This is a genomic window from Actinomycetospora cinnamomea, from assembly GCF_003096675.1.
Classification (GTDB): Bacteria; Actinomycetota; Actinomycetes; order Mycobacteriales; family Pseudonocardiaceae; genus Actinomycetospora; species Actinomycetospora cinnamomea.
On the sequence record NZ_QEKW01000008.1, the window covers coordinates 146,469 to 168,820 of the forward strand.

A 22,352-nucleotide genomic window follows, 5' to 3' on the forward strand; every position below is an offset into this window, starting at 1 on the left:
GGAATTCGGGTCCTCACCGCGCACAACCTCCGCGGTGCCCGCCGTGTTCCCGACGTCCTCCCGGGCCTCAGCCCGGGACGGGCACGGGCCCCTGAGGATAGGGCCAGGCGTTCGGGGCGCACGTCTTCCCGTCACGCGGGATCTGCGTGCCCTGCGGGTTCTCCTCGGTCAGCTGCGCCAGGTAATCGTTCGCCGTGCCGAAGCTCTGCTGCATCATCACCGGCGCGAGCGCCCCGTTCTCGGGGCACGGCACGTGCCCGTTGTTGAAGACGTGCCCGACCTCGTGGTTGATCGCGTACTGCCGGTAGAGGCCCAGCTGCCCGTCGAAGGCGCCGGCCCCGCGCACCCAGCGGGCGCCGTTGATGAGCACGCGCCCGAGGTCGGACCTCCAGCACGACGCCTCGTACCCGATCGCGTAGCCGCACTGCCCACGGGAGGTCATCTGCGCGGACAGGCTGACGCGGAAGTCGGGGACGCCGCTGTCGATGCGCCGCACCGCGATCTGCCCGGACCCCACCCAGCTGCGCGGGTCGGTCAGCGTCGCGTCGACGGCCGTGGCGAACGCCTGCTCACCCTCGGGGACGGTGACGCCGTCCTCGACCTCGACGGTGTAGGTCCACACGCGACCGGTGCCGGCCTGCGCCGTGGTGCCCGGCACGACGTGCCAGGTGCCCGCGCCGGTCACGGGGAAGGTGCCGCCGGCGGGCAGCTCGGCGCTGGGGATGTCGACGTTCCGCCCGACGCCCGGCGGGGCCTCGCCCACCACGGGCGGCGGGGTGGCGGGCGGCGTGAGCAGCGGCGACGGGGAGCCGGCGTCGCCGTCGGGCGAGACGGCGTCGACGACCGCGAGCACGGTGAGCACGACCAGGGCCGGGATCGCCCAGACCCGCCACGACCGCAGCACCGACGAGACCGTGGGGCCCCGCCCGCGGGGGGCCGGCTCCGGACGCCGGCGCGGGGCGTCACGGGGCGGGAGGGGGTCCTCGAGCCCACCACCGGGGCGTGACCGTCCGGTGGGTACCGCGTCGGGCGGGGAGTCGGCGAGCGCGTCCTCCCCGTCGGCGGTGCGCCTGGCCGGCCGGGTCACACGGGCACTGTCCCACACGCCGCACGGCCGGTCGCCGTCACGGCCACGCGCCGCCGCACCCGTCGACCGACGCCGTCCCCGGCCCGTTCGGCCGCCCGCGCGGCGGGCCAGGACCCGTCGGCGGCGGCGTCGACCAGCCCGAGGACGGCCCGCGCGACGGTCTCCGGCCGCTCGATCTGCGCGACGTGCCCGACGTCGGGCAGCCGCAGGAGGCGCCCGGCGGGCAGCGTCGCGGCGGTGCGGGCGGCGCGGTACACCCCGACGAGACGGTCGACCTCGCCCCACACCACGAGCGTCGGTGCCGTGACGCGGGCCGCGGCCGTCCACAGCGAGCGCGGCGGCGGTGCGAGCCACGTGCCCACGAGCCCCGCGAACGAGCGGTGGAGGGCCTCCGGCGCCCAGGCCAGGCCCGCGCGCTCCTCGGCCTCCGCGGCGGCCATCGCGAACGCGTGCGGCCCGACGCGCTCCGGGTCGGCGTGGCAGAGCGCCATCGTGTGCGCCAGGCGCTCGCGCGGCGAGCGGGCGTCCTGCTCGGCCCGCGCCCGGCCGCCGAGCAGCGGCACGAGCGCCAGCGCCGCCCGTGCACCCCCGATCCGGGAGGGCAGGGGGCGGAGGTCGGGCATCGCCGGGCTGACCAGGGTCAGGGTGCGGACGAGGTCGGGACGCGACGCGGCCACCAGCAGCGTCACCGCCCCGCCGAGCGAGTTGCCCAGCAGGTGGACGGGCCCGTGCCCGGCCCGGCGGAGGTCCTCGAGGTAGGCGGTGACGACGGCGGCGTGCGCGGCGGGCCGGTAGTCGCGCGAGGCCGGCGGCGGGGTGCGCCCGAAGCCGGGCAGGTCGAGCGCGAGGCCGCGGCAGCGCCCCGAGACCGCGCCGGCGAGCTCGGTCCAGTTGTTCGACGACCCACCGAGCCCGTGCACGTACACCGCGGTCTCGTGCTCGGGGCCGGGCGTCTCCCGGACGTGGAGGGTCGTCCCCCCGACCCGGACCTCCCGTCCGGGCCAGTAGGGCGTCGGCGCCGCCGCGGTGCCCAGCGGCGCGAGCGCCGCCGCCGGCGCCAGGGGCGGGGGTGCCGACGGCACCGGGCGGGCGATCATGCCCGCCATGATGCGGTGTCCCGCCGATGGCGTCACGGTGACCCCGGGCTGAACGGAGGGCATCCGCCGACCGCCTGCGTGGCGACCGACGCGCGGAGGTCACCCGGTGGGTAGGGTCGCGGTCTCGGGGCGGTCGAGACCGGTGCCGCCCGCAGGAGGCCTGATCGGGGGCGGGGTCATGGGTGGGCAGATGAGCCCGGACAGCCCCGGCATCGCCGCGGGGCGTCCGCGCATGACGCGGTCGGCGCGCCGCGCGCAGCTGCTGGAGGCCGCGCGCGAGGTGTTCGGCGCCCGCGGCTACCACGCGGCGGCCATGGACGAGATCGCCGAGCGCGCCGGGGTCAGCAAGCCGGTGCTCTACCAGCACTTCCCGGGCAAGCTCGACCTCTACAGGGCGCTGGTGCAGGGCGCGGCGGACGACATGGTGCGCACCGTGCGGGCCGCCATCCGCTCCACCACCGACAACAAGGCGCGCGTCCAGGCCACGATCCAGGCCTACTTCGACGTCGTCTCGTCCCGCGACGGGGCGATGCGCCTGGTGTTCGAGACCGACACCCGCGCGACGCCGGAGGTCGCGGGCCTGGTCGACCGGGCGACGTCGGACTGCATCGACGCGGTCACCGAGGCCGTGACCACCGACGCCGGGCTCGAGCCCGAGCGGGCGCGCCTGCTCGCGGTGGGTCTGGTGGGGCTCTCGACGACGGCGGCGCGCTACTGGCTCGATGCGGGCCTGCAGCCCCCGCGCGAGGACGCGATCACGCTGATGTCCCAGCTCGCGTGGCGCGGCATCGGCGGCTTCCCCCGTCAGGAGGGGTGACCGTCAGGAGGGGTGACCGTCAGGAGGGTGACCGGGGCGGTCACCCGCCCCGGCCACCCTTGCTCCCGGTCTGCTAGCTCCCGACCCCGAAGCCCACGCGACGCCCCTCCTGGGGCGCGATCTCCACGTAGGCGATGCGAGCCGCGGGGACGACGTACCGGCGACCCTTGTCGTCGGACAGCACCAGGGTGCCGCCCTTCGAACCCAGCGCCTCGTCGACCAGCGACTGCACCTCGTCGGGTGTCCTGTCGCTCGCGACCACCAGCTCGCGCGGGCTCTCCGCCACGCCGATCTTGACCTCCACGCGTTCCTCCGCTCCAGTCGTGGTGCCCGCGCGAGGCTAGTCCACCGGGGGCGCGCGGGTCGGTCTACAGGCCGAGGGCGTGCAGGCGCCGCGAGTGCCGCGACTTCAGCGCCTTGAACACCGCGTTCCGCGAGGCGCCACCGAGCAGGGCGGACGCCGCGGTCGGGTGCTCGTCGAGGACCTCCGCGGCCGCGGCCAGGGTCTCGCCGAGCAGCCGGCGGCCCCACATCGCGAGCCGCGCCCGCGTGCGCTCGTCGGCGACGAGGTCGGCCACGGCCCGCTCGGCGAAGGTGTCGAACCCGCTCTCGCCCGCGGCCTCCCGCCCGGCGTCGGGCCCGCGCAGCAGCTCGGCCGCCTCGCCCTCCGCCTCGGCGGCACCCGTGGCGGCCACGAGGTCGACGGCCAGCGTGCGTCCGACGTACGCGCCGACCAGTGCCTCGCCCCAGTCGCGGGACGCGGTGCGCGCGGCGAAGGCGTCCAGGAGCGCCGCGTACGGCGCCATCGCGGTGACGAGGTCCACGTCGCGCGCCGCCAGGTGGGCGCGGACCCGTTCGACGTGGGCCATCTCGACGGCGGCCAGCGCGGCCATCTCGGCGCGCCCGGTGAGGTCGGGCGCCAGCGCCGCGTCCGCCGCGAGCCGGGTGAACGCGGTGAGCGCGCCGTAGGCGACGGCGCCGAGGAGGTCGACGGGCGGGGCGGGATCGGCCTCGGGCGGATCGGGCTCGGTCACGGCCGATCACCCTAGGGCCCGGACACCCGGACCGGCGGTGACGCGGGCACGCCGTGCCAACCGTTACCATGGTGTCGTCCCGCGGGGGCTTGCACCGTCGCCGACCACCCGGTCGCCGTCTCGCTCCGCGGAACGCAACCGAGCGTGCGGGCGCCTCCCCCGGCTCTCCCGCGTCCGGTGACGTGGCTGCTCCGACGACGGAGCCGAACGATCGCAGCGTCGCCGACCCCGACGTGGTCGAGCCAGCCGGCCCGCCTCGTGCGCACGAGCCGCGAGAGAGGCAGACCCCTGACCACCGTCACCACCGACACCGCCACGTCCGATCCCGGCCCCGGCGAGGCCGACGACGAGCCGGTTGCCGCGCCCCTGCGGGCCGGCGCCCCCGTCACCGAGGACTCCCCCACCTTCGCCGAGCTCGGCGTCGACCCCGCCATCGTCGGCGCCCTGTCACGGGCCGGCATCGAGCGCACCTTCGCCATCCAGGAACTGACGCTGCCGCTGGCGCTGGCCGGCGAGGACGTCATCGGTCAGGCGCGCACCGGCACCGGCAAGACCCTCGGCTTCGGCGTCCCGCTGCTGCAGCGCCTCGGCCGCCCGACCGAGGACGGCACGCCGCGTGCGCTGATCGTCGTCCCCACCCGTGAGCTCTGCGTCCAGGTCGCCAAGGACATCGAGGACGCGTCGAAGGACCTGGGCACCCGCGTGGTCTCGATCTACGGCGGGCGACCGTACGAGCAGCAGATCGCCGCCCTCCAGCGCGGCGTCGAGTTCGTCGTCGGCACTCCCGGCCGGCTGCTCGACCTCGCCCAGCAGGGCCACCTCGTGCTCGCCAAGATCGGCGGACTCGTGCTCGACGAGGCCGACGAGATGCTCGACCTGGGCTTCCTGCCCGACGTCGAGCGCATCCTGGGAATGCTCCCCGAGCAGCGCCAGACCATGCTGTTCTCGGCGACGATGCCCGGGCCGATCATCACGCTGGCCCGCACGTTCCTGACCCAGCCGACGCACATCCGCGCCGAGCAGGTCGACGCCAGCGCGATCGGGGAGAAGACCCAGCAGTTCGTCTACCGTGCCCACGCGCTGGACAAGGTCGAGATGCTGGCCCGCACGCTCCAGGCCACCGACCGCGGCCCGACGATGGTGTTCACCCGCACCAAGCGCACCGCGAGCAAGGTCTCCGAGGAGCTGGCCGAGCGCGGCTTCGCCGTCGGCGCCGTGCACGGCGACCTCGGCCAGGGCGCCCGCGAGCACGCGCTGCGCGCCTTCCGCGAGGGCCGCATCGACGTGCTGGTGTGCACCGACGTCGCCGCGCGCGGCATCGACGTCACCGGGGTCACCCACGTCGTCAACTACCAGTGCCCCGACGACGCGAAGACCTACATCCACCGCATCGGGCGCACGGGCCGCGCGGGGAAGACCGGCATCGCGATCACCCTCGTCGACTGGGACGACCTGCCCAAGTGGAAGACGATCTCCGACGACCTGGGGCTCGGCGCTCCGGAGCCGCCGGAGACCTACTCCAGCTCGCCGCACCTCTACGCGGACCTCGGGATCCCCTCCTCGGCCGGTGGGCGCATCGCGCGCCGTCGTCGCCCCGCGGAGGAGGAGGCCGAGGACGGGCCGCAGCGCGAGACCCGGGAGAGCCGCGGCCGGGGCCGGTCCCGCGGCCGCTCGCGCGGTGAGGCCACCGCGGGGACCCCCGACGAGGGCTCCGGCGAGGGCTCCGGCGAGGGCTCCGGCGAGGGCTCCGGCGACGACACCGGGCCCGGCCGGCGCCGCCGCTCGCGCTCGCGTACGCGGCGCCGCGGCGGCGAGGTCGTGTCCGGGCCGGAGGCCGGGGACACCGGGACGACCGAGGAGTCCGAGGGCACCGAGGGCACCGAGGGCACCGACGCCGCCGCGGAGCGCACCGAGGACGCCTCGGGGGAGGCCGGGTCCAACGGCCGCCGCAGGCGTCGTCGTCGCGGGGGCCGCGGCTCGGGCTCCGGGTCTCGCGCGGCGGAGACCACGCCGGACGAGGCCCCGGCGGCCGCGTCCGTGGCGTCCGCCGACTAGCTCCTCCCGCGCCGGTGAGCTCGCCGACGTCCTCGCCGGGCGCCCCGCCGGGGGACCACCCGTCCACCGGCGGTCGACGCCGCCCGTTCGACCTGCCCGCCCCCGAGCGGCGGCGCCGGGGCGACCTGGTCGCGATCGCGCTCATCGTCCTCGCCGCCGTCGTCGGCACCGTGCTGGTGCTGGCGACCGGCGACGGGGCGGGCACCACCTCGCAGGTGGCCTCGCCCCCGCTGGCGCCGGCGCCCGACGGGCCGGTGCCCACCGCGCTCAGCGAGGCGTGGCGGGCGGAGAGCCCCGCCACGCCCGCGCCGCTGGCGATCGGCCCCGCGGTGGTCACCGCCGGGCCCGACGGTGTCGTCGGGCGCGACCCCGCCACCGGGCGCGAGGCCTGGCGGTACGCCCGGGCCCAGCCCCCGTGCACCGTGGGCAGCGGCTTCGGTGATGTCCTCGCCGTGTTCCGCACCGAGGGCGCGCTGGGCACGTGGTGCTCCGACGTCGCGGCGCTCGAGCCGGCGTCGGGTGCGCGCGGCCCGGCGCGCAACGCCGACCTGCGCGAGGGCACCCGCCTGCTCGCCGACCGCGACCACGTCACCGCCACGGGCGTCGACCACGTGGAGACCTGGCGCTCCGATCTCGTGCTCACCACCGAGGTGGGGCGGGTGGAGACGCCCGTGCAGCCCCCCGAGGCCCAGCCGCGGGCCGGGTGCACCAACGGCTCGGTGGCCGTCGGCGGCGGCACGGTCGGCATGGTGCAGCGCTGCCCGGGCGAGGACTCCGACCGCCTCACCGTCGTCGACGCCGACCCGTCGAGCTCGGAGAAGCCCGAGGAGCGTGCCAGCACCCTGCTCGGCGTGCGCGGGGCGCGGCTCGTCGCGCTCACCGACCAGCGCGCCGCGTGGGCGGCGCCGGACGGCACCCTGCACGTGATCCCGACCTCACCGGACACCGCGGACCCGGCCGCGCCGGCCGAGGCCGTGTACCCCCTCGGCCCGGCCGCCGGGCCCACGACCGACCCGCCCGGGCTCGCCGCCACCGTCCGGCCGATCGGCCCGGTCCTGCTGTGGTGGACGGGCACCGCGACGGTCGCCCTCGACGCCGGCGACCTGAGCCCGCGCTGGACCGTGCCCGGCGCGCTGGGCGCGGGCGCCGCCTGGCCGGGCAGCGCGCCCGCGGCGGTCGCCCTCGTCCCGGTGCCCGACGGTCTGGCCGTGCTCGACGCCGCGACCGGCACGCCCCGGGGTCCGACGATCCCCGTCGCGCGGGATCTGCCGCCCGGCACCCCGGTCGCCGTGGCCGCCGCCGGGACCACGGTGGTCGAGCTGCGCGGCACGACCGTCGTCGCCCTGCGGCCGCCCGGGTAGGCGAACCGCGCCACGACGCGGGGGCATGCGGCAGAGTGACCGGGGTGCGCCCACCCGACGACCCCGACGCCGCGCACCCGCCCGACGCCACCCCGGCCACCGTCGCGCCGGCGCGTGGTGAGGCGCAGTGCCATCCGCACGGGGCGCGGCGGGTGAGCGTCGACGCGCGGCCGGGGCCCCTCGCCGCGCTGCGCGCGGACCCGGACGGGGACGCCGGGGTGGGCGGGCCGCCGACGACGGCGCTGCTCGTGCCCGGGTACTCGGGCTCGAAGGAGGACTTCGCCCCGCTGATCGACCCGATCGCGGCGGCCGGCATCGGCGTGCTCGCCATCGACCTGCCCGGCCAGTACGAGTCCCCCGGCCCCGACGCCGAGGCCGACTACCGGCCGTCTCAGCTGGGGCCCGTACTCGCCGAGATCGTCGCCGGCGAGGTCGCCACGGGGCGCCGCGTGCTGCTGCTCGGGCACTCGTTCGGGGGGCTCGTCGCCCGCGCCGCGGTGATCGCGGGCGCCCCGGTGCGCGGGCTGACACTCATGGACTCCGGACCGAGCGAGCTGCCCATGGGACGGCGCCGCACCGCGCTCGACGTCCTCGAACCCGTCCTGCGTCGCCGCGGCCTCGAGGCCGTCGTGGAGCTGCGCGACGCGTCGGGCGAGTGGTCGTCGACCGACCCGCAGGTCGTGGCGCTGCTGCGCGAGCGCCTCCTGCGCTCCGCCCCCGCCGGCCTGCTCGGCAAGGGTGACGCGCTGCGCGCCGAGCCCGACCGCACCGCCGAGCTCGTCGCGGCCGCACGCGCCCGACGCATCCCGTGCCTGGTCGTGTGCGGGCTCGACGACGACGCCTGGCCGGTGAGCGTGCAGCGCTCGATGGCCGACCGGCTCGAGGCGGAGTTCGCCGCCGTGCCGGACGCGGCGCACGCCCCGAACGTCGAGAACCCGGCGGCGCTGCTCGACGTCCTCCTCCCGACGTGGCGGACCTGGCTGCGCGACGACCTGGGCTGAGGCGGGTCAGGCCCACCAGAAGGACCACAGCACGACCAGCAGGAGCGCCGGCACCGCCGCGGCGGCCGCGACCGCCGGTCCCGAGGGGGTGCGCGGGTGGGCCGCGACGGCCGTGGCGCCGACGGCGAGGACGGCGCCGACGACGTGGCCGACGACCGTGTCGGTGCCCGGTCCGGGACCGCCGAGCAGGGACGGCGCGAGGAGCACCACGACCGCGAGGACGACGAGGCCCCCGGCGAGCACCCGGGCCAGGCCCACCAGCCGGCGGCGGGGCCGGGCGAGGCGGTCGCGGCGCTCGGCCCGCGGGATGCCCGCCGTCGAGAACCCGGGCGCCGGCGCGGGGAATCCCGACGGCGGGGTGGGACGCCGGCCCCGTCGCGGCGTCCCGCCGCCGTACGGGCGGGTCGGGGCCTCGCGCGGTGGCCAGGGCCGCCTCTCGGGGGGCTCGGGGCGGGCGTGGCTCACGGCGCCAGCCCGGCCCACGCGGCGTCGGGCGGCGCGGCGGCGCGGCCCTCCGGGCAGTGCCGGCGCACGTCGCAGGCCGCGCAGCGCGGCCCCGGGGCGGGCGGGAAGAGCGCCTCGGCGCGCCCGGGTGCCGCCTCCAGCGCGTCCGCGGCCTCCGCGAGCCCCGCGGCGGACGCCTCGGCCCGCGCGCGGTGCGCGGCGAGGGTGTCCTCGTCGTGGTCGGCGGCCGCCACCGTGCCGCTGGGCAGGTGGTGCAGCTCCACCCGCCGGCACGGCCGGCGCAGCACCCGGCGCACCGCGAGGGCGTAGAGCGCGAGCGCCGGCGCACGGGCGACGTCGTCGCGGTCGGGCACCCGCCGGCCGGTCTTGTAGTCGACGACGACGATCTCGCCGTCGCGATCGTCGAGGCGGTCGGCGCGGCCCTCGGCGACGATCGTGCCGACGGGTGCGCTGAGCCAGCGCTCGCGGCCCACCGTCTCGCCGGCGGGCTCCGGGGCGTCGGCGACGGCGTGGCGCTCGACGTAGTCGGACACCCAGCCGCGGGCGCGCTCGCGGTACACCGCCGCCTGGGCGTCGTCGCGGAAGCCCTCGTCCGACCAGCGACGATCGACCTCGGCGGCGGCACGCGCGGGGCTGCGCCGGGCCGGCGGCTCGCCGAACACGGCGTGCAGGGCGTTGTGCACCACGGCGCCGAGCGTGCTCGCCGCGCGGGGCCCGCCCCGCGGCGGCGCCGGCCGGTCGAGGTAGGTCAGGCGGTACCGGCGCCGGCAGTCCTCCCAGGTGGCGAGGCGCGACGGGGTCACGCGGACCAGGCGGGCGGGCATGCCGTCCAGACCCAGCTGCATGCTCATCGCCGTTCACCCTAGGCGCTGCGCCTTCCTCAGCCCTCCAGCACCTCGGCGCCCGTCGCCCGCGCGACGAGGGCGTCGAGCACCGCCGGTGCCGTGGTCTCCGCGGCGATCGGCGTCGCCTTGTTCGTGCCGTGGTAGTCGCTCGAGCCCGTCACCAGCAGCCCTGTCGCCGCGGCCACGTCGCGCAGCGTGGCGCGGTCGGCGGGAGAGTGGTCGGGGTGGTCGACCTCGATGCCCGCCAGGCCCTGGCGGGCGAGGTCCGCGAGCACCGAGGCCTCCACGACGTCCCCGCGCCGCCGCGCGAACGGGTGCGCGAACACCGGCACGCCGCCCGCCGCGCGGATCATCGCGATCGCCGTCGTGATCGGCGTGTTCTCCTTCTCGACGTAGTACGGCCCGCCCTTGCGCAGGATGTCGGCGAAGGCCTCGGACACCGAGCCCACGACGCCGGCGTCCACCAGCGCCTGCCCGAGGTGCGGGCGCCCGGCCGGCGAGTCGGCGGGCAGCCGGGCGAGCAGCCCGTCGGCGTCGACGGGCAGCCCGCCGGCGGCCATCCGCTCCCCCATCGCCCGGACCCGGTCGCGGCGCGAGGCCCGCAGCCGCTCCTGCTCCGCGAGGATCTCCGGCGCCCCGGCGTCGAACAGGTAGCCCAGCAGGTGCGCGGTCACGGTGCCGCCGCGCCCGTCCGGGCTCTCGGTGGAGAACTCGGCACCGCGGACCAGGGCGGTGCCGGAGGGCCGCGCCGCGACGGCCTCGTCCCAGCCCGCCGTGGTGTCGTGGTCGGTCAGCGCGAGCACCGTGACCCCGGCGGCGTGCGCGGCCGCGACGAGCTCGGCCGGGGTGTCGGTGCCGTCGGAGGCCGTGGAGTGGGTGTGGAGGTCGATCCGCGGGCTCACCGTCGACGACCGCGCGCGCCGCCGAAGCCCGACCCGGGCAGCGTGTACGAGCGGGTCTGGCGCTTGTCGCCGAACACCAACTCGGAGATGGCCTCGTAGACCTCTTCGGGGTCGGGCAGGTAGTCGATGCGGTTGAGCGCCTGGATCTGACCGGCCGACTCGATGACCATCGTCCCGTAGCCGAGCATGCGGCCGAGCAGGCTGCGCTCGAAGGTGAGGTCGGTGACCTTGGTCAGCGGCATCATGCCGGCCTGGTGGGTGATGATCCCCTTGGTGAGCATGACCCGCTTGTCGGTGACGACGACCTTCTCGACCCACCACTCGCTGACCTTGTAGCTGGTCTTGAGCAGCACGAGCAGGGCGCCGTACCAGAAGAGGTTGTCCAGCACGACGTTCTGCGGCAGGAACGCGGCGCCGAGCGCGAGCAGGACGAACAGGACGACGGCCTGCAGCACCTCGCCGACGATCACCGCCCAGTGGCGCCGGAAGCGGATGACACGGCGCTCGGTCGGCAGGACGTACTCGTCCACCTCGCGGGGTGCCAGCACGTCGGACCTCCCGACCTCGAGCGGGCGCGCCTCAGAAGAGGGCGCGGATGAACTCGACCACGGCGGCGGCCGCGTCACCCAATATCGTCAGGATACTGAGCACGAGGTCGGCCGAGCCCTGTGGCTGCGAGATGACGAAGAAGAGCGCGAACGCGACGCCCGCGATGATGCCCAACTTCTTCGCGTTCACCAGTGTTCCTCGCGGTAGGTCGGGTCGACGTGTGTCGTCGGCAGTATGGGCTCGTCCGGGCCGGGACGGGAATCCGGCACGGGGTGATACTAGGGTGAACTGGTGTGACGATGCGTGACCCCCGGGGTGCGCCCGGCGCGTCGCCCGAGATTCCCTGCGTCGGGGGCATCGTCGTCGACGCGGACGGCCGTGTCCTGCTCGTCCGGCGGGGCCGCGATCCCGAGGCCGGCCGCTGGTCGCTGCCCGGCGGGCGGGTCGAGCCGGGCGAGACCGCCGCCGAGGCCACGGCCCGTGAGGTCACCGAGGAGACGGGGCTGCGGGTGGCGGTGGGCGACGAGGTCGGCACCGTGCGCCGCCCCGCCCCCGACGGCCGGATCTTCGCGATCCACGACTTCCGCTGCCGCCCGCTCGACCCCGCCGCCGTCCCCCGCGCGGGCGACGACGCCGCCGACGCCCGCTGGGTCGACGCCGCCGCCTTCGATGCCCTCGACGCCGCCGGCGAGCTGGTCTCCGGGCTCGGTGTCGCCCTGCGGGGGTGGGACTGCCTGCCGCGCTAGTCGCGCCGGGGGACGGGACGGCGGGGCTGCTCGGCCTCAGCCAAGATCTGGTCGGAGCGGGCTTCGTCACTGCCCTCGGACGCCGGGCGCTTGGGCACCATCACCTTGCGGCGGTAGATGCACACCACCACACCGTCCTGGTTGTAGCCGATCGTCTCGACCTGGACGACGCCGCGGTCGTTCTTCGACGACGACTCCTTCTTGTCCAGCACCGTCGACTCGCCGTAGATCGTGTCGCCGTGGAACACCGGCTTGACGTGGCGCAGTGACTCGACCTCGAGGTTCGCGATCGCCTTCCCCGACACGTCGGCCACCGACATGCCCAGCAGCAGCGAGTACACGTAGTTGCCCACGACGACGTTGCGCCCCTGCTGCGTGCCCTCCGCGTAGTGGGAATCCAGGTGCAGCGGGTGGTGGTTCATCGTGATGAGGCAGAACAGGTGGTCGTCGTACTCGGTGACCGTCTTGCCCGGCCAGTGCTTGTAGGTCGCACCGACCTCGAACTCCTCGAAGTACCGACCGAACTGCACGGATCCGCCTCCTGAACGTCTCTGGGCGAGACGGCCCGGCCGGGGTCCTCCGTCCGGCGCCGTCGACGAAGGTCGTTAGGATGACGGATCGTCCGGCGCCGTGTCGTGCGAGGCCAGGGAGGTGAGACGTGGACGACTCCTCGAGCAGGGCCGACGCCCTGCCCTCCAGTACGGGCCGCGTCCCCTCCCCCGCGACGACCGCGCGCTGACCGCGCCGGCGGGTACCCCGGGGAGGGACGCGGTGGCATCGAGGCTCCACGTGAGCCCACGAGAGAGGCCAGCCCCCACCTGCGCGTCCGGTCCCCGGAGGTCCCCATGCCCAGCCTGCCCACGCTGCGCAACGCCGGTTCCCGCGTGATCCGTCCCGGGCGGCTCCGCCCCCAGGACCCGCGTGTCCCGCACGTGCCCCTGGCGGCGTTCGTCGTCGACTGCGCCGTCTACGTCGACGGCAAGCGCCTCGAGGGCCGGTGGAACCACCGCGACGCCATCGCCGAGGTGCGCCGGCGCGAGGAGGGCTTCGTCTGGATCGGGCTGCACGAGCCCGACGCCGAGCAGATCCAGGACATCGCCGAGGTGTTCGGGCTGCACCCGCTCGCCGTCGAGGACGCGGTGCACGCCCACCAGCGCCCGAAGATCGAGCGCTACTCCGGGGCGAGCGGAGCGGCGGGGCAGTCCGACGACATGCTGTTCTCGGTGTTCAAGACCATGCGCTACGTCGCGCACGCGTCGCCGACGACCGCGAACGAGATCGTCGAGTCGGGCGAGCTCATGGTGTTCCTGGGTCGGGACTTCGTCGTGACGGTGCGCCACGGCCAGCACTCGGGGCTGCGCCGCGTGCGCCGCGAGCTCGAGGCCGACCCCGAGCACCTCGCGCTCGGCCCGGCGGTCGTGCTGCACGCGGTGGCCGACCACATCGTCGACGCCTACCTCGCGGTGTCCGAGGGCGTCGAGGGCGACATCGACACGATGGAGACCGAGGTCTTCGCCCCCTACAGCGACGTCGGCGCCGAGCAGATCTACCTGATGAAGCGCGAGGTCCTCGAGCTGCGCCGGGCGGTCACGCCGCTCGTGGCGCCGATCCGCCGGCTCACCGAGGGCTACTCGCCGCTCGTGCCGTCGGAGGTGCGCAGCTACTTCCGCGACGTCGACGACCACCTCGCGACCGTGGCCGAGCGCGTCTCGTCGTTCGACGAGCTGCTCACCACGCTGGTCGACGCCGTGCTCGCGAAGATCACGTTGCGCCAGAACAACGACATGCGCAAGATCACGTCCTATGCGGCGCTGTTCGCGGTGCCCACCATGATCGCCGGCATCTACGGCATGAACTTCGAGTTCATGCCCGAGCTGCAGTGGAAGTTCGGCTATCCCGCCGTGCTGCTGTTCATCCTGCTGATCTGCGGCACGCTCTGGCGGACGTTCCGTCGCAACCGCTGGCTTTGAGCTCCGCTCTCGTGCGTGCTTGCCCGTGCTGGGGCACGGACAAGCGCGCACAGCCCCTGGTGGGGGGCCGAGGTTGCCCTCGTCAGCGGATACGGCCCCGAGCGCCGGGCGAACGGGCGGGGAACCCGTCGGTCCGGAGTCGCGTCGCACGAGCCCGGCGAAGGGGCTCACCCGTCGCGAGCGCTCGGTCGAGAGCATGTCCACACGCCCGTGGTCGTCGTGCTCCGGCGCGTCGCGCTCGCGAAGATGTGGCGATCCTGGCATTGAGTGCCAGCAAAGCCGCATTGCTGGCAACACCCCGTGTGCCACCCCCGCCCGCGGCCTCAGTTCCTCACAGCCCGAGGAGCAGTGTCGCCGTCGTGAAGTAGATGATCAGGCCGGTGGCGTCGACGAACGTCGTGATGAACGGGGCGCTGACCACTGCCGGGTCCACCCCGGCCGCGCGGGCGACCAGCGGCACGGCGGCCCCGGTGCCGGTGGCGAGCATGCAGATGGCCACCACCGTCAGCGCCAGCACCACCGCGATGTCGAGACCGACGAACCACCACGCCGGCCCGAACCCGACGACGGCCAGGCCGGCGCCGAGCAGGAAGCCGGTGGCGAGCTCGCGGCCGACCACCCGCCCGAGGTCGCGCAGCCGCAGGTCGTCCGTGGTGATGGCGCGGACCACCGTGGTCGCCGCCTGCGCGCCGGCGTTCCCGGCGGTGCCGATGAGGAGCGGCACGAACAGCGCGAGCGCCACCACCTGCTCGAGGGCGTCCTCGAAGGAGTCCAGCACGGTGACGGTGAGCGTGGCGCCCACCACCAGGCCGAGCAGCCATCCGATGCGCGACCGCACGACGCGCAGCACGCCGGCCGAGAGATAGGGCCGGCGCAGCGGCTCGGTGCCTCCTCCGCGCGCCGAGTCCTCGCTCTCGGCCCGTTCGAGGGCGCGCATGGCGTCGTCGACGGTGAACACCCCGAGCAGCCGCCGCTCGTGGTCGACCACCGGGAGCGCGATCAGCCCGTTCTCGCGCACCGTGCGGGCCGCCGTCTCCTCGCCGTCCTCCGGGAGGACCGACACCGGCTCGGCGCACACGTCGCGCACCGGCACGTCCCGGCCGGTGACCAGCAACCGGCGCAGCGAGACCACGCCGACCAGCCGGCGTCCCTCGCCGACCACCGGGACGAGGTAGATGGTCTCGGCCCGGTCCCCCTCGCGGCGGACCCGCTCCAGCGCCTCGCCGACGGTCACGGTCTCCGGCACGGTCGCCACCTCGGGCGACATCCGCCGACCCACCGAGCCGGCCGGGAACCCGAGCAACGCCGCGGTCATCGAGCGCTCGCCGGGGCTCAGACCCGAGAGCAGCCGCTTGGTGACCTTCGCCGGCAGCTCCTCGAGCAGCTCGGCCCGGTCGTCGGGGTCGAGCCCCTCGAGCAGGACCTTGATCTCGGTCTCGTCCCGCAGCCGACCGACGAGGTCACCCTGCAGGGGCGGCTCGAGGGCCTCGAAGACGGCGATCGCGAGGTCCTTGGGAAGGGACCGGAAGAGGGACGCCGCCGCGCCACCGCCGCGCCGACCGAGCTCGGCCGCCACGATCTCGACGATCTCGGTGACGTCGAGCTCGTCCAGCCGCTCACGCACGCCGCGCAGGTCCCCGCGCGCCGCGAGGTCCCCGAGCGAGGTCATGGCATCGTCCCCGCGGGGTTACCGCGCCGTCCGGGGCCGCGGCCCTGTCAGCCCTCGGTGCCCATCGCCAGCTTGCCCAGCATGTCGCGGGCCTTCTCGGCGTTGCGGGGCTGGCAGAGGACGTCGTAACGGCCGGCCACGAGCTGGCTCTGTGAGGTGAAGTCGCGCCGGCCGCGCGAGGCGCCGTAGGTGATCGCCCCGGACACGACGCCGAACACGATACCGATGACGAGGCCGGTGAGGATCGACGCCAGCCCGCCGGTGGGCGAGAGCAGCGAGAGCACGAGGCCCACGAACAGACCGAGCCACGCGCCGGACGCCGCCCCGGTGAGCAGCACGCGGCCCCAGGTCAGGCGGCCGATGACCCGCTCGACGAGCATGAGGTCGACGCCGACGATCGTGACGTCGGCGACGGGGAACTCGTTGTCCGCCAGGTGGTCGACCGCGCGCTGGGCCTCCTCGTACTTGGCGTAGGAGCCCACCGGCCAGCCCGACGGCGGCTCGGGGAGATTGGGCAGCCCCGGCTGGGCGCCGGGGCGGTTCCCGGTGAACGGCGCAGTCACGACGATTCCTCGCTGTCCTCTCGACGGTTCCGTCCCGTACAACGGTCTACCCGGCCCGGGAGTGCCCGAGCCGGGTGCCGATGTGACGCGAGACGGTACCGCCGATCAGCGCAGCTTGTAGTCCTTGAGCAGACCGCGGCTGATGATGGTCTTCTGGATCTCCGAGGTGCCCTCGCCGATGAGCAGGAACGGCGCCTCGCGCATGAGGCGCTCGATCTCGTACTCCTTGGAGTAGCCGTAGCCGCCGTGGATGCGGAACGACTCCTCGGTGACCTCCTTGCAGTACTCCGAGGCGAGCATCTTGGCCATCCCGGCCTCGACGTCGTTGCGCTCGCCGCGGTCCTTGAGGCGGGCGGCGTTGACCATCATCTGGTGCGCGGCCTCGACCTTGGTGGCCATCTCGGCGAGCTTGAACGCGATGGCCTGGTGACCGGCGATCGGCTTGCCGAACGTGGAGCGCTGCTGGGCGTACTCGATGCCGAGCTCGAAGGCCCGGATGGCGATGCCGCAGGCGCGGGCGGCGACGTTGACGCGGCCGACCTCGACGCCGTCCATCATCTGGGCGAAGCCCTTGCCGGGTGCCGCGCCCAGGACCTGCGACTGCGGGATGCGGAAGCCCTCGAACACCATCTCGGTGGTGTCGACGCCCTTGTAGCCCATCTTGTCGATCTTGCCGGGGATGCTGAGGCCCTCGGCGACCTTGCCGAACCCGCGCTCCTTGTCGACGAGGAGCGTCGTCAGGTTCTGGTACGGCTTCTCGGCGCCCTCGTCGGTCTTGACGAGCACCGCCGACAGGTTCGAGGACCCGCCGTTCGTCAGCCACATCTTGGCGCCGTTGACGACGTAGTCGTCGCCATCGGCCTTGGCGCTCGTCTTGATCGCGGCGACGTCGGAGCCCAGGTCGGGCTCGGACATCGAGAACGAGCCGGTGATCTCACCGGTGGCCATCTTCGGCAGGTAGTGCGCCTTCTGCTCGGGCGTGCCGTGCTGGCGCAGCATGTAGGCCACGATGAAGTGGGTGTTGATGACGCCGGAGACGCTCATCCACCCGCGGGCGATCTGCTCGACCACCAGCGCGTAGGTCAACAGCGACTCGCCCAGACCGTCGAACTCCTCCGGGATCATGAGCCCGAACAGGCCCATCTCCTTCATCCCGTCGACGATGTCCTGCGGGTAGACGTCGTCGTGCTCGAGCTGCTGGGCGTGCGGGATGATCTCCTTGTCCACGAAGTCGCGGACCGTGGACAGGATCTCCTGCTGCACATCGGTCAGGCCGGCGGTCTGGGCGAGGCGTGCCATGCGTCGTGCTCCTGCTCGTGAGTGGTTACCGGCCAGTATGCGCCCCGGCTCGGTGGTTGTGAGTGCTTGTCCGTGCCCCAGCACGGACGAGCACTCACGAGGCCGGAGGCCCAAGGCATCAGCTCTCCGGCGGCGTCCAGCGCTCGCCGCGGGTCATGCCGGCGGCACGGCCCTTGCCCGCGATGACCAGCGCCATCTTGCGCGAGGCCTCGTCGATCATCTCGTCGCCGAGCATCGCCGAGCCCTTGGCGCCGCCCGCCTCCGAGGTGAACCACTCGTAGGCGTCGAGGATGTTCTCGGCGTGGTCGTAGTCCTCCTGCGACGGCGAGAACGTCTCGTTCGCGGCGTCGATCTGGCCGGGGTGCAGCACCCACTTGCCGTCGAAGCCCAGCGCCGCGGCCCGGTTCGCCACGCGGCGGAAGCCGTCGACGTCGCGGATCTGCAGGTAGGGCCCGTCGATGGCCTGCAGGTCGTTGGCCCGCGCGGCCATGAGGATCTGCATGAGGATGTAGTGGTACGCGTCGCCCTCGGTGTAGCCGGGGGGCTGCTCGCCGACCACCAGCGACTTCATGTTGATCGAGGCCATGAAGTCGGCCGGGCCGAAGACGATCGTCTCCAGTCGCGGCGACGACTCGGCGATCGCGACGACGTTGTTGAGCCCCCGTGCGTTCTCGATCTGGGCCTCGATGCCGAGGCGCCCGACCTCGTAGCCCATCGTCTTCTCGATCTGGGTGAGCAGCATGTCCAGCGCCTGGACCTGCTCGGCGTTCTGCACCTTGGGCAGCATGATCGCGTCGAGGTTGGCCCCGGCGCCCTCCACGACCTCGGTGACGTCGCGGTAGGTCCACTCGGTGGTCCAGTCGTTGACGCGCACGACGCGCGTCTTGCCCTCCCAGCCGCCCTCGTTGAGCGCCGCCACGATCGTCTTGCGCGCCTCGGGCTTCACCAGCGGGGCGCAGGCGTCCTCGAGGTCGAGGAAGATCTGGTCGGCGGGCAGGGTGCGGGCCTTGTCGATGAACTTCTGGCTCGACCCGGGCACCGCCAGGCACGACCGGCGGGGACGGTTCTCCACACTCACTTGGCTGCTGACCTCCTCGTCTGCGATCGGCCTCCGGCGCGTCAGCTCCGCCGCGCTCCGTGCCGCCTGCTGGGGGCCGATGCTGACACGGGTGGTCACGCACCATCGGTCGAGGTGGCGACCCTCTCACCCCGGCGAGGATCCGTCTCGATACAGCCGCACGGCACGACCGGCCCTCGGAGACCGTTAGCCTGCTGCCGTGACTACCGCCATGACCAGGGTGTTCGTGGCGCGCATGGTCGGGCTGCCCGTCCTGGGCCCGGACGGGGAGCGCATCGGGCGCGTCCGCGACGCCGTCTGTGCGGTCTCGGTGGGTCCGCGGCCACCCCGGGTGCTCGGGCTCGTGGTCGGCGTCGGGTCGCGCCGGCGCATCTTCGTCCCGATGCTGCGGGTCACGGCGGTGGACGCGAACGCGGTGACGCTGGCGACCGGCCAGGTGAACCTGCGGGCGTTCGCCCAGCGTCCCAACGAGGTGCTGGTCGTCGGCGAGATGCTCGACGCACGCGTCCGCGTCGTCGACCACGACGCGGACGCCGTCGTCGTCGACGTGCTGATGGAGCACCAGCGCAGCCGCGACTGGCTGGTGACGCGGCTGGCGGTGCGCGAGCTGGTGGGGCGGCTGGGCCGGCGCGGGCCGGTGCAGGTGCTGCCGTGGGCCGCGGTGTCGGGGCTGTCGCTGTCGGAGGAGGGCCAGGGCACCGAGCAGCTGCTCGCGACGTTCGAGGACATGCGCCCCGCCGACATCGCGCACGCGCTGATGGACCTGCCGCAGCGGCGCCGCCACGACGTCGCCGACGGCCTGGGCGACGACCGGCTCGCCGACGTCCTCGAGGAGCTGCCCTCGGCGCAGCAGCAGGACCTCCTGCGGCACCTGTCCACCGAGCGCGCCGCCGACGTGCTCGAGGAGATGGACCCCGACGACGCCGCGGACCTGCTCGCCGACCTCCCCGGCGCCGAGTCCGAGGAGCTGCTCGGCCTCATGGAGCCCGAGGACTCCGAGTCGGTGCGGCGCCTGCTGACCTACTCGTCGGACACCGCGGGCGGGCTGATGACCCCGGAGCCGATCGTCCTGGCCCCCGGGGCGACGATCGCCGAGGCGCTCGCGCACGTCCGCAACCCCGACATCACCCCGGCGCTGGCGTCGATGGTGTTCGTCTGCCGGCCACCCTCGGCGACGCCCACCGGGCGCTACCTCGGCTGCGTCCACGCCCAGCGCCTGCTGCGCGAGGCCCCGTCCGAGCTGGTCGCGGGCGTGCTCGACTCCGAGCTCACCCGCCTCGGGCCGGAGGCCTCACTGGCCGAGGTCACGCGGTACTTCGCGACCTACAACCTCGTGTGCGGCCCCGTCATCGACGAGGGCGGGCACCTGCTGGGCGCCGTCACCGTCGACGACGTCCTCGACCACCTGCTGCCCGAGGACTGGCGCTCCCAGCCCGACCCGGAGCCGCCGGCGCGCCCTCCCGGTGCGGGGGCCGCCCCGACCCCGCCGGCCCCGACACCGGGAGGCCGCCGTGCCTGAGCCCACCCCACGCCGCCGCCTCGACCAGCCCGCCGGAACGGCCCGGCTGCGCCTCACCGTCGACACCGAGTGGTTCGCGCGGTTCGCCGAGCGCCTCGCCCGGTTCCTCGGCACCGGCACGTTCCTGCTGTGGCAGTCGGTGCTCGTCGTCGCGTGGATCGTGCTGAACGTCTTCGCGATCAGCCTGCAGTGGGACCCCTACCCGTTCATCCTGCTCAACCTGGCCTTCTCCACCCAGGCCGCCTACGCGGCGCCGCTGATCCTGCTGGCGCAGAACCGCCAGGACGACCGCGACCGCGTGGCCCTGGAGGAGGACCGCACGCGCGCCGGGCGGCTCTCCGCCGAGACCGAGTACCTCGCCCGCGAGCTCGCGTCGATGCGCCTGCAGCTCGGTGACGTGGTCACCCGCGACTACCTGCGCGGCGAGCTCGAGCAGGTCCGGGGGGCGCGGGGCGACGGCACCGGCAAGTCGGACAAGAGCCTGGAGAAGGCGGTGGGCAAGGCCGTCGACCGCGCCGTCAACCGGTCGCTGGACGACGCCGTCGAGCGCGCGCTGGTCCGCGCGCTCGAACAACGCGCGCTGTCGGTGGACGCGGAGCGCGCCAACGGGCGGTGAGCGCGCCGTGAGCAGGGCGTGACGGGGGACGCTCCCCGCACGGGGCGAGCGTTGCCGACGGACACGTAGCATGGTGGTGAGCCGACGGTGGCCGAAGCGCCGCCGTCCCCCGGCCTGGAGTGCGGATTCCTCCCCGGGACCGCCGTCCGCCGAGACAAGAAGGGTCCGATGGCCGCAGCACCGTCCGTCGACGCGATCCGGTCCGCACTGGCCGGTGTCGAGGATCCCGAGATCCACCGTCCGATCACCGAACTGGGCATGGTCAAGGACATCAACGTCCTCGACCACGGCAAGGTCGAGATCGGCGTCTACCTCACCGTGGCCGGCTGCCCGATGAAGGAGACCATCACCTCCCGCGTCACCACCGCGGTGTCGGCGGTCTCCGGCGTCACGGCCGTCTCGGTCGACCTCGACGTCATGAACGACGAGCAGCGTCGCGAGCTGCGCAAGACCGTGCGCGGCGACGCCGACGAGCCCGTCATCCCGTTCGCCCAGCCCGGGTCGCTCACCCGGGTCTACGCCGTGGCGTCCGGCAAGGGCGGGGTCGGCAAGTCGTCGGTGACGGTCAACCTGGCCGCCGCCATGGCCGACAAGGGCCTGTCGGTGGGCGTCGTCGACGCCGACATCTACGGCCACTCGGTGCCGCGCATGCTCGGCACCGACGACCGGCCCACCAAGGTCGACGACATGATCATGCCGCCGCAGAGCCACGGCGTGAAGGTCATCTCGATCGGCATGTTCACCCCGGGCAACACCCCCGTGGTGTGGCGCGGGCCGATGCTGCACCGCGCGTTGCAGCAGTTCCTCGCCGACGTCTTCTGGGGCGACCTGGACGTCCTGCTCATGGACCTGCCGCCCGGCACCGGCGACATCGCCATCTCGGTCGCCCAGCTCATCCCCAACGCCGAGCTGCTCGTGGTCACCACCCCGCAGCAGGCCGCCGCGGAGGTGGCCGAGCGTGCCGGGGCGGTCTCGCTGCAGACCCGCCAGCGCCTGGCCGGTGTCGTCGAGAACATGTCGTGGATGGACATGCCCGACGGCTCGCGGATGGACCTGTTCGGTTCCGGCGGCGGTCAGGTGGTGGCCGACTCGCTGGCCAAGAGCGTCGGTGGCTCCGTGCCGCTGCTGGGCCAGATCCCGATCGACACCCGCCTGCGTGAGGGCGGCGACGCGGGTGTCCCGCTGGTGCTCAGCCAGCCCGACTCGCCCGCGGGCGCGGCGCTGCGCGCCGTCGCCGAGAAGCTCTCGGTCCGCTCCCGCGGCCTCGCGGGGATGTCGTTGAACATCTCGCCCGCGGGCCGCTGAGCTCGGGCTCGGCAGCCTAGTCCGGACCGAGGAAGGCCGGGTCCTCCCCGTCCGGGGACGGGCCCGCGGCGGCCTGGTCGGGCAGCGGCGCGTCGTCGGCGGCGGCCTGCGCCACGCGCGGGTCGTCCTCGACGGCGGAACCGACGTCCTCGCCGGGCGGCTCCGCCTCCAGTGCGGCGATCTCCTCGCGGTCGGCGGGGCCCACGGTGCTCTCCCCGGGCTCGCCCCCGTCGCTGCCGGTCTGCATGCCGCTGTCCGGCACCGTGCCGTCGTCGCTCATCCGCGTACTCCCTCCGTCGTCGATCGGGGCGCGCCGGATACCCGATCGGTCGGTGGGCACGCGGTGGTTGCCCGGCCGCGCCCCGCCTCCGCCA

At 74.7% G+C, this 22,352-nt stretch carries 24 protein-coding genes; 9 read left to right on the top strand and 15 right to left on the bottom strand.

Translation table 11 applies throughout. The annotated features are described in order from the left end of the window. Positions 1-67 precede the first annotated feature (67 nt). Positions 68-1,087 (bottom strand): DUF3152 domain-containing protein, encoded by a 1,020-nt coding sequence (locus C8D89_RS16650; protein WP_207787264.1) that lies wholly within the window; start codon positions 1,085-1,087, stop codon positions 68-70. Then, positions 1,084-2,184, bottom strand: a complete 1,101-nt coding sequence (locus C8D89_RS16655) for an alpha/beta fold hydrolase (RefSeq protein ID WP_243418168.1) — start codon at positions 2,182-2,184, stop codon at positions 1,084-1,086. The genes C8D89_RS16650 and C8D89_RS16655 overlap by 4 nt, the downstream gene beginning before the upstream one ends. A 190-nt stretch (positions 2,185-2,374) precedes the next feature. Between C8D89_RS16655 and C8D89_RS16660 the strand changes: the two genes are divergently transcribed. Beyond that, entirely contained in the window at positions 2,375-3,001 is a 627-nt protein-coding gene (locus C8D89_RS16660) for a TetR/AcrR family transcriptional regulator (RefSeq protein ID WP_207787265.1), read from the top strand. 73 nt (positions 3,002-3,074) lie between these two features. On the opposite strand, the gene C8D89_RS16665 is transcribed toward C8D89_RS16660, so the two are convergent. Then, positions 3,075-3,305 (bottom strand): DUF3107 domain-containing protein, encoded by a 231-nt coding sequence (locus C8D89_RS16665; RefSeq protein WP_116709244.1) that lies wholly within the window; start codon positions 3,303-3,305, stop codon positions 3,075-3,077. A 64-nt stretch (positions 3,306-3,369) separates the two neighbouring features. Next, a complete protein-coding gene (locus C8D89_RS16670; protein WP_116709245.1) occupies positions 3,370-4,035 on the bottom strand; it encodes a ferritin-like fold-containing protein in 666 nt (221 codons plus the stop codon). Positions 4,036-4,293: 258 nt separating this feature from the next. Between C8D89_RS16670 and C8D89_RS16675 the strand changes: the two genes are divergently transcribed. Genes C8D89_RS16675 through C8D89_RS16685 form a run of 3 tightly spaced genes read left to right on the top strand, consistent with a single transcriptional unit; the run spans position 4,294 to position 8,452 of the window. After that, entirely contained in the window at positions 4,294-6,090 is a 1,797-nt protein-coding gene (locus tag C8D89_RS16675) for a DEAD/DEAH box helicase (RefSeq protein ID WP_207787266.1), read from the top strand. A gap of 14 nt (positions 6,091-6,104) precedes the next feature. Continuing rightward, the gene (locus tag C8D89_RS16680) at positions 6,105-7,451 is read left to right on the top strand and encodes an Rv3212 family protein (RefSeq protein ID WP_116709246.1); all 1,347 of its coding nucleotides are present in this window, start codon (positions 6,105-6,107) and stop codon (positions 7,449-7,451) included. Positions 7,452-7,495: 44 nt separating this feature from the next. After that, the gene (locus C8D89_RS16685) at positions 7,496-8,452 is read left to right on the top strand and encodes an alpha/beta fold hydrolase (RefSeq protein WP_243418169.1); all 957 of its coding nucleotides are present in this window, start codon (positions 7,496-7,498) and stop codon (positions 8,450-8,452) included. Positions 8,453-8,458: 6 nt separating this feature from the next. Here the strand turns inward: C8D89_RS16685 and C8D89_RS16690 are convergent, their stop codons facing one another. The 5 genes from C8D89_RS16690 to C8D89_RS29315 are packed head-to-tail and all read right to left on the bottom strand — an operon-like array spanning position 8,459 to position 11,402. Next, complete coding sequence (locus tag C8D89_RS16690; protein WP_133251933.1) at positions 8,459-8,917, bottom strand: hypothetical protein; 459 nt, start codon at positions 8,915-8,917, stop codon at positions 8,459-8,461. Next, a complete protein-coding gene (locus C8D89_RS16695; RefSeq protein ID WP_116709248.1) occupies positions 8,914-9,768 on the bottom strand; it encodes a RecB family exonuclease in 855 nt (284 codons plus the stop codon). Before C8D89_RS16695 ends, C8D89_RS16690 begins: the two co-directional genes overlap by 4 nt. 29 nt (positions 9,769-9,797) lie before the next feature. Then, positions 9,798-10,664: a PHP domain-containing protein gene (locus C8D89_RS16700; RefSeq protein WP_116709249.1), complete on the bottom strand. Its 867-nt coding sequence runs from the start codon at positions 10,662-10,664 to the stop codon at positions 9,798-9,800. Then, positions 10,661-11,212: a PH domain-containing protein gene (locus tag C8D89_RS16705; protein WP_116709250.1), complete on the bottom strand. Its 552-nt coding sequence runs from the start codon at positions 11,210-11,212 to the stop codon at positions 10,661-10,663. The genes C8D89_RS16700 and C8D89_RS16705 overlap by 4 nt, the downstream gene beginning before the upstream one ends. 31 nt (positions 11,213-11,243) lie before the next feature. Then, positions 11,244-11,402 (bottom strand): hypothetical protein, encoded by a 159-nt coding sequence (locus tag C8D89_RS29315; RefSeq protein WP_165825748.1) that lies wholly within the window; start codon positions 11,400-11,402, stop codon positions 11,244-11,246. A 110-nt stretch (positions 11,403-11,512) separates the two neighbouring features. On the opposite strand from C8D89_RS29315, the gene C8D89_RS16710 reads away from it, so the two are divergent. Further along, positions 11,513-11,959, top strand: a complete 447-nt coding sequence (locus C8D89_RS16710; protein ID WP_116709348.1) for an NUDIX hydrolase — start codon at positions 11,513-11,515, stop codon at positions 11,957-11,959. Here C8D89_RS16710 and C8D89_RS16715 read toward each other — a convergent pair. Next, on the bottom strand, positions 11,956-12,489 hold the full coding sequence (locus tag C8D89_RS16715; RefSeq protein WP_116709251.1) for a MaoC family dehydratase: 534 nt from the start codon (positions 12,487-12,489) through the stop codon (positions 11,956-11,958). The two genes, C8D89_RS16710 and C8D89_RS16715, sit on opposite strands and share 4 nt — an antisense overlap. Before the next feature lie 315 nt (positions 12,490-12,804). On the opposite strand from C8D89_RS16715, the gene C8D89_RS16720 reads away from it, so the two are divergent. Then, the gene (locus C8D89_RS16720) at positions 12,805-13,929 is read left to right on the top strand and encodes a magnesium and cobalt transport protein CorA (protein WP_116709252.1); all 1,125 of its coding nucleotides are present in this window, start codon (positions 12,805-12,807) and stop codon (positions 13,927-13,929) included. Positions 13,930-14,260: 331 nt separating this feature from the next. Here C8D89_RS16720 and mgtE read toward each other — a convergent pair whose 3' ends face one another. The 4 genes from mgtE to C8D89_RS16740 form a co-directional block, all read right to left on the bottom strand. Beyond that, positions 14,261-15,598, bottom strand: a complete 1,338-nt coding sequence (gene mgtE, locus C8D89_RS16725; RefSeq protein ID WP_116709253.1) for a magnesium transporter — start codon at positions 15,596-15,598, stop codon at positions 14,261-14,263. Between the two features lie 47 nt (positions 15,599-15,645). Beyond that, positions 15,646-16,167 (bottom strand): YflT domain-containing protein, encoded by a 522-nt coding sequence (locus tag C8D89_RS16730; RefSeq protein WP_116709349.1) that lies wholly within the window; start codon positions 16,165-16,167, stop codon positions 15,646-15,648. 99 nt (positions 16,168-16,266) lie between these two features. After that, positions 16,267-17,460, bottom strand: coding sequence for an acyl-CoA dehydrogenase family protein (locus C8D89_RS16735; RefSeq protein ID WP_116709254.1), 1,194 nt, complete (start codon positions 17,458-17,460; stop codon positions 16,267-16,269). Between the two features lie 118 nt (positions 17,461-17,578). Beyond that, the gene (locus C8D89_RS16740) at positions 17,579-18,538 is read right to left on the bottom strand and encodes an HpcH/HpaI aldolase/citrate lyase family protein (protein ID WP_116709255.1); all 960 of its coding nucleotides are present in this window, start codon (positions 18,536-18,538) and stop codon (positions 17,579-17,581) included. Between the two features lie 211 nt (positions 18,539-18,749). Here C8D89_RS16740 and C8D89_RS16745 point away from each other — a divergent pair, with 211 nt between their 5' ends. The 3 genes from C8D89_RS16745 to C8D89_RS16755 all read left to right on the top strand — a co-directional run bounded on the left by C8D89_RS16745 (position 18,750) and on the right by C8D89_RS16755 (position 21,978). Continuing rightward, a complete protein-coding gene (locus tag C8D89_RS16745; RefSeq protein ID WP_116709256.1) occupies positions 18,750-20,057 on the top strand; it encodes a magnesium transporter MgtE N-terminal domain-containing protein in 1,308 nt (435 codons plus the stop codon). After that, complete coding sequence (locus C8D89_RS16750) at positions 20,050-20,673, top strand: DUF1003 domain-containing protein (protein ID WP_116709350.1); 624 nt, start codon at positions 20,050-20,052, stop codon at positions 20,671-20,673. Before C8D89_RS16745 ends, C8D89_RS16750 begins: the two co-directional genes overlap by 8 nt. 168 nt (positions 20,674-20,841) lie before the next feature. Continuing rightward, entirely contained in the window at positions 20,842-21,978 is a 1,137-nt protein-coding gene (locus tag C8D89_RS16755; protein WP_116709257.1) for an Mrp/NBP35 family ATP-binding protein, read from the top strand. Between the two features lie 16 nt (positions 21,979-21,994). Here the strand turns inward: C8D89_RS16755 and C8D89_RS29320 are convergent, their stop codons facing one another. Next, entirely contained in the window at positions 21,995-22,258 is a 264-nt protein-coding gene (locus C8D89_RS29320) for a hypothetical protein (RefSeq protein WP_165825749.1), read from the bottom strand. Positions 22,259-22,352: the final 94 nt, after the last annotated feature.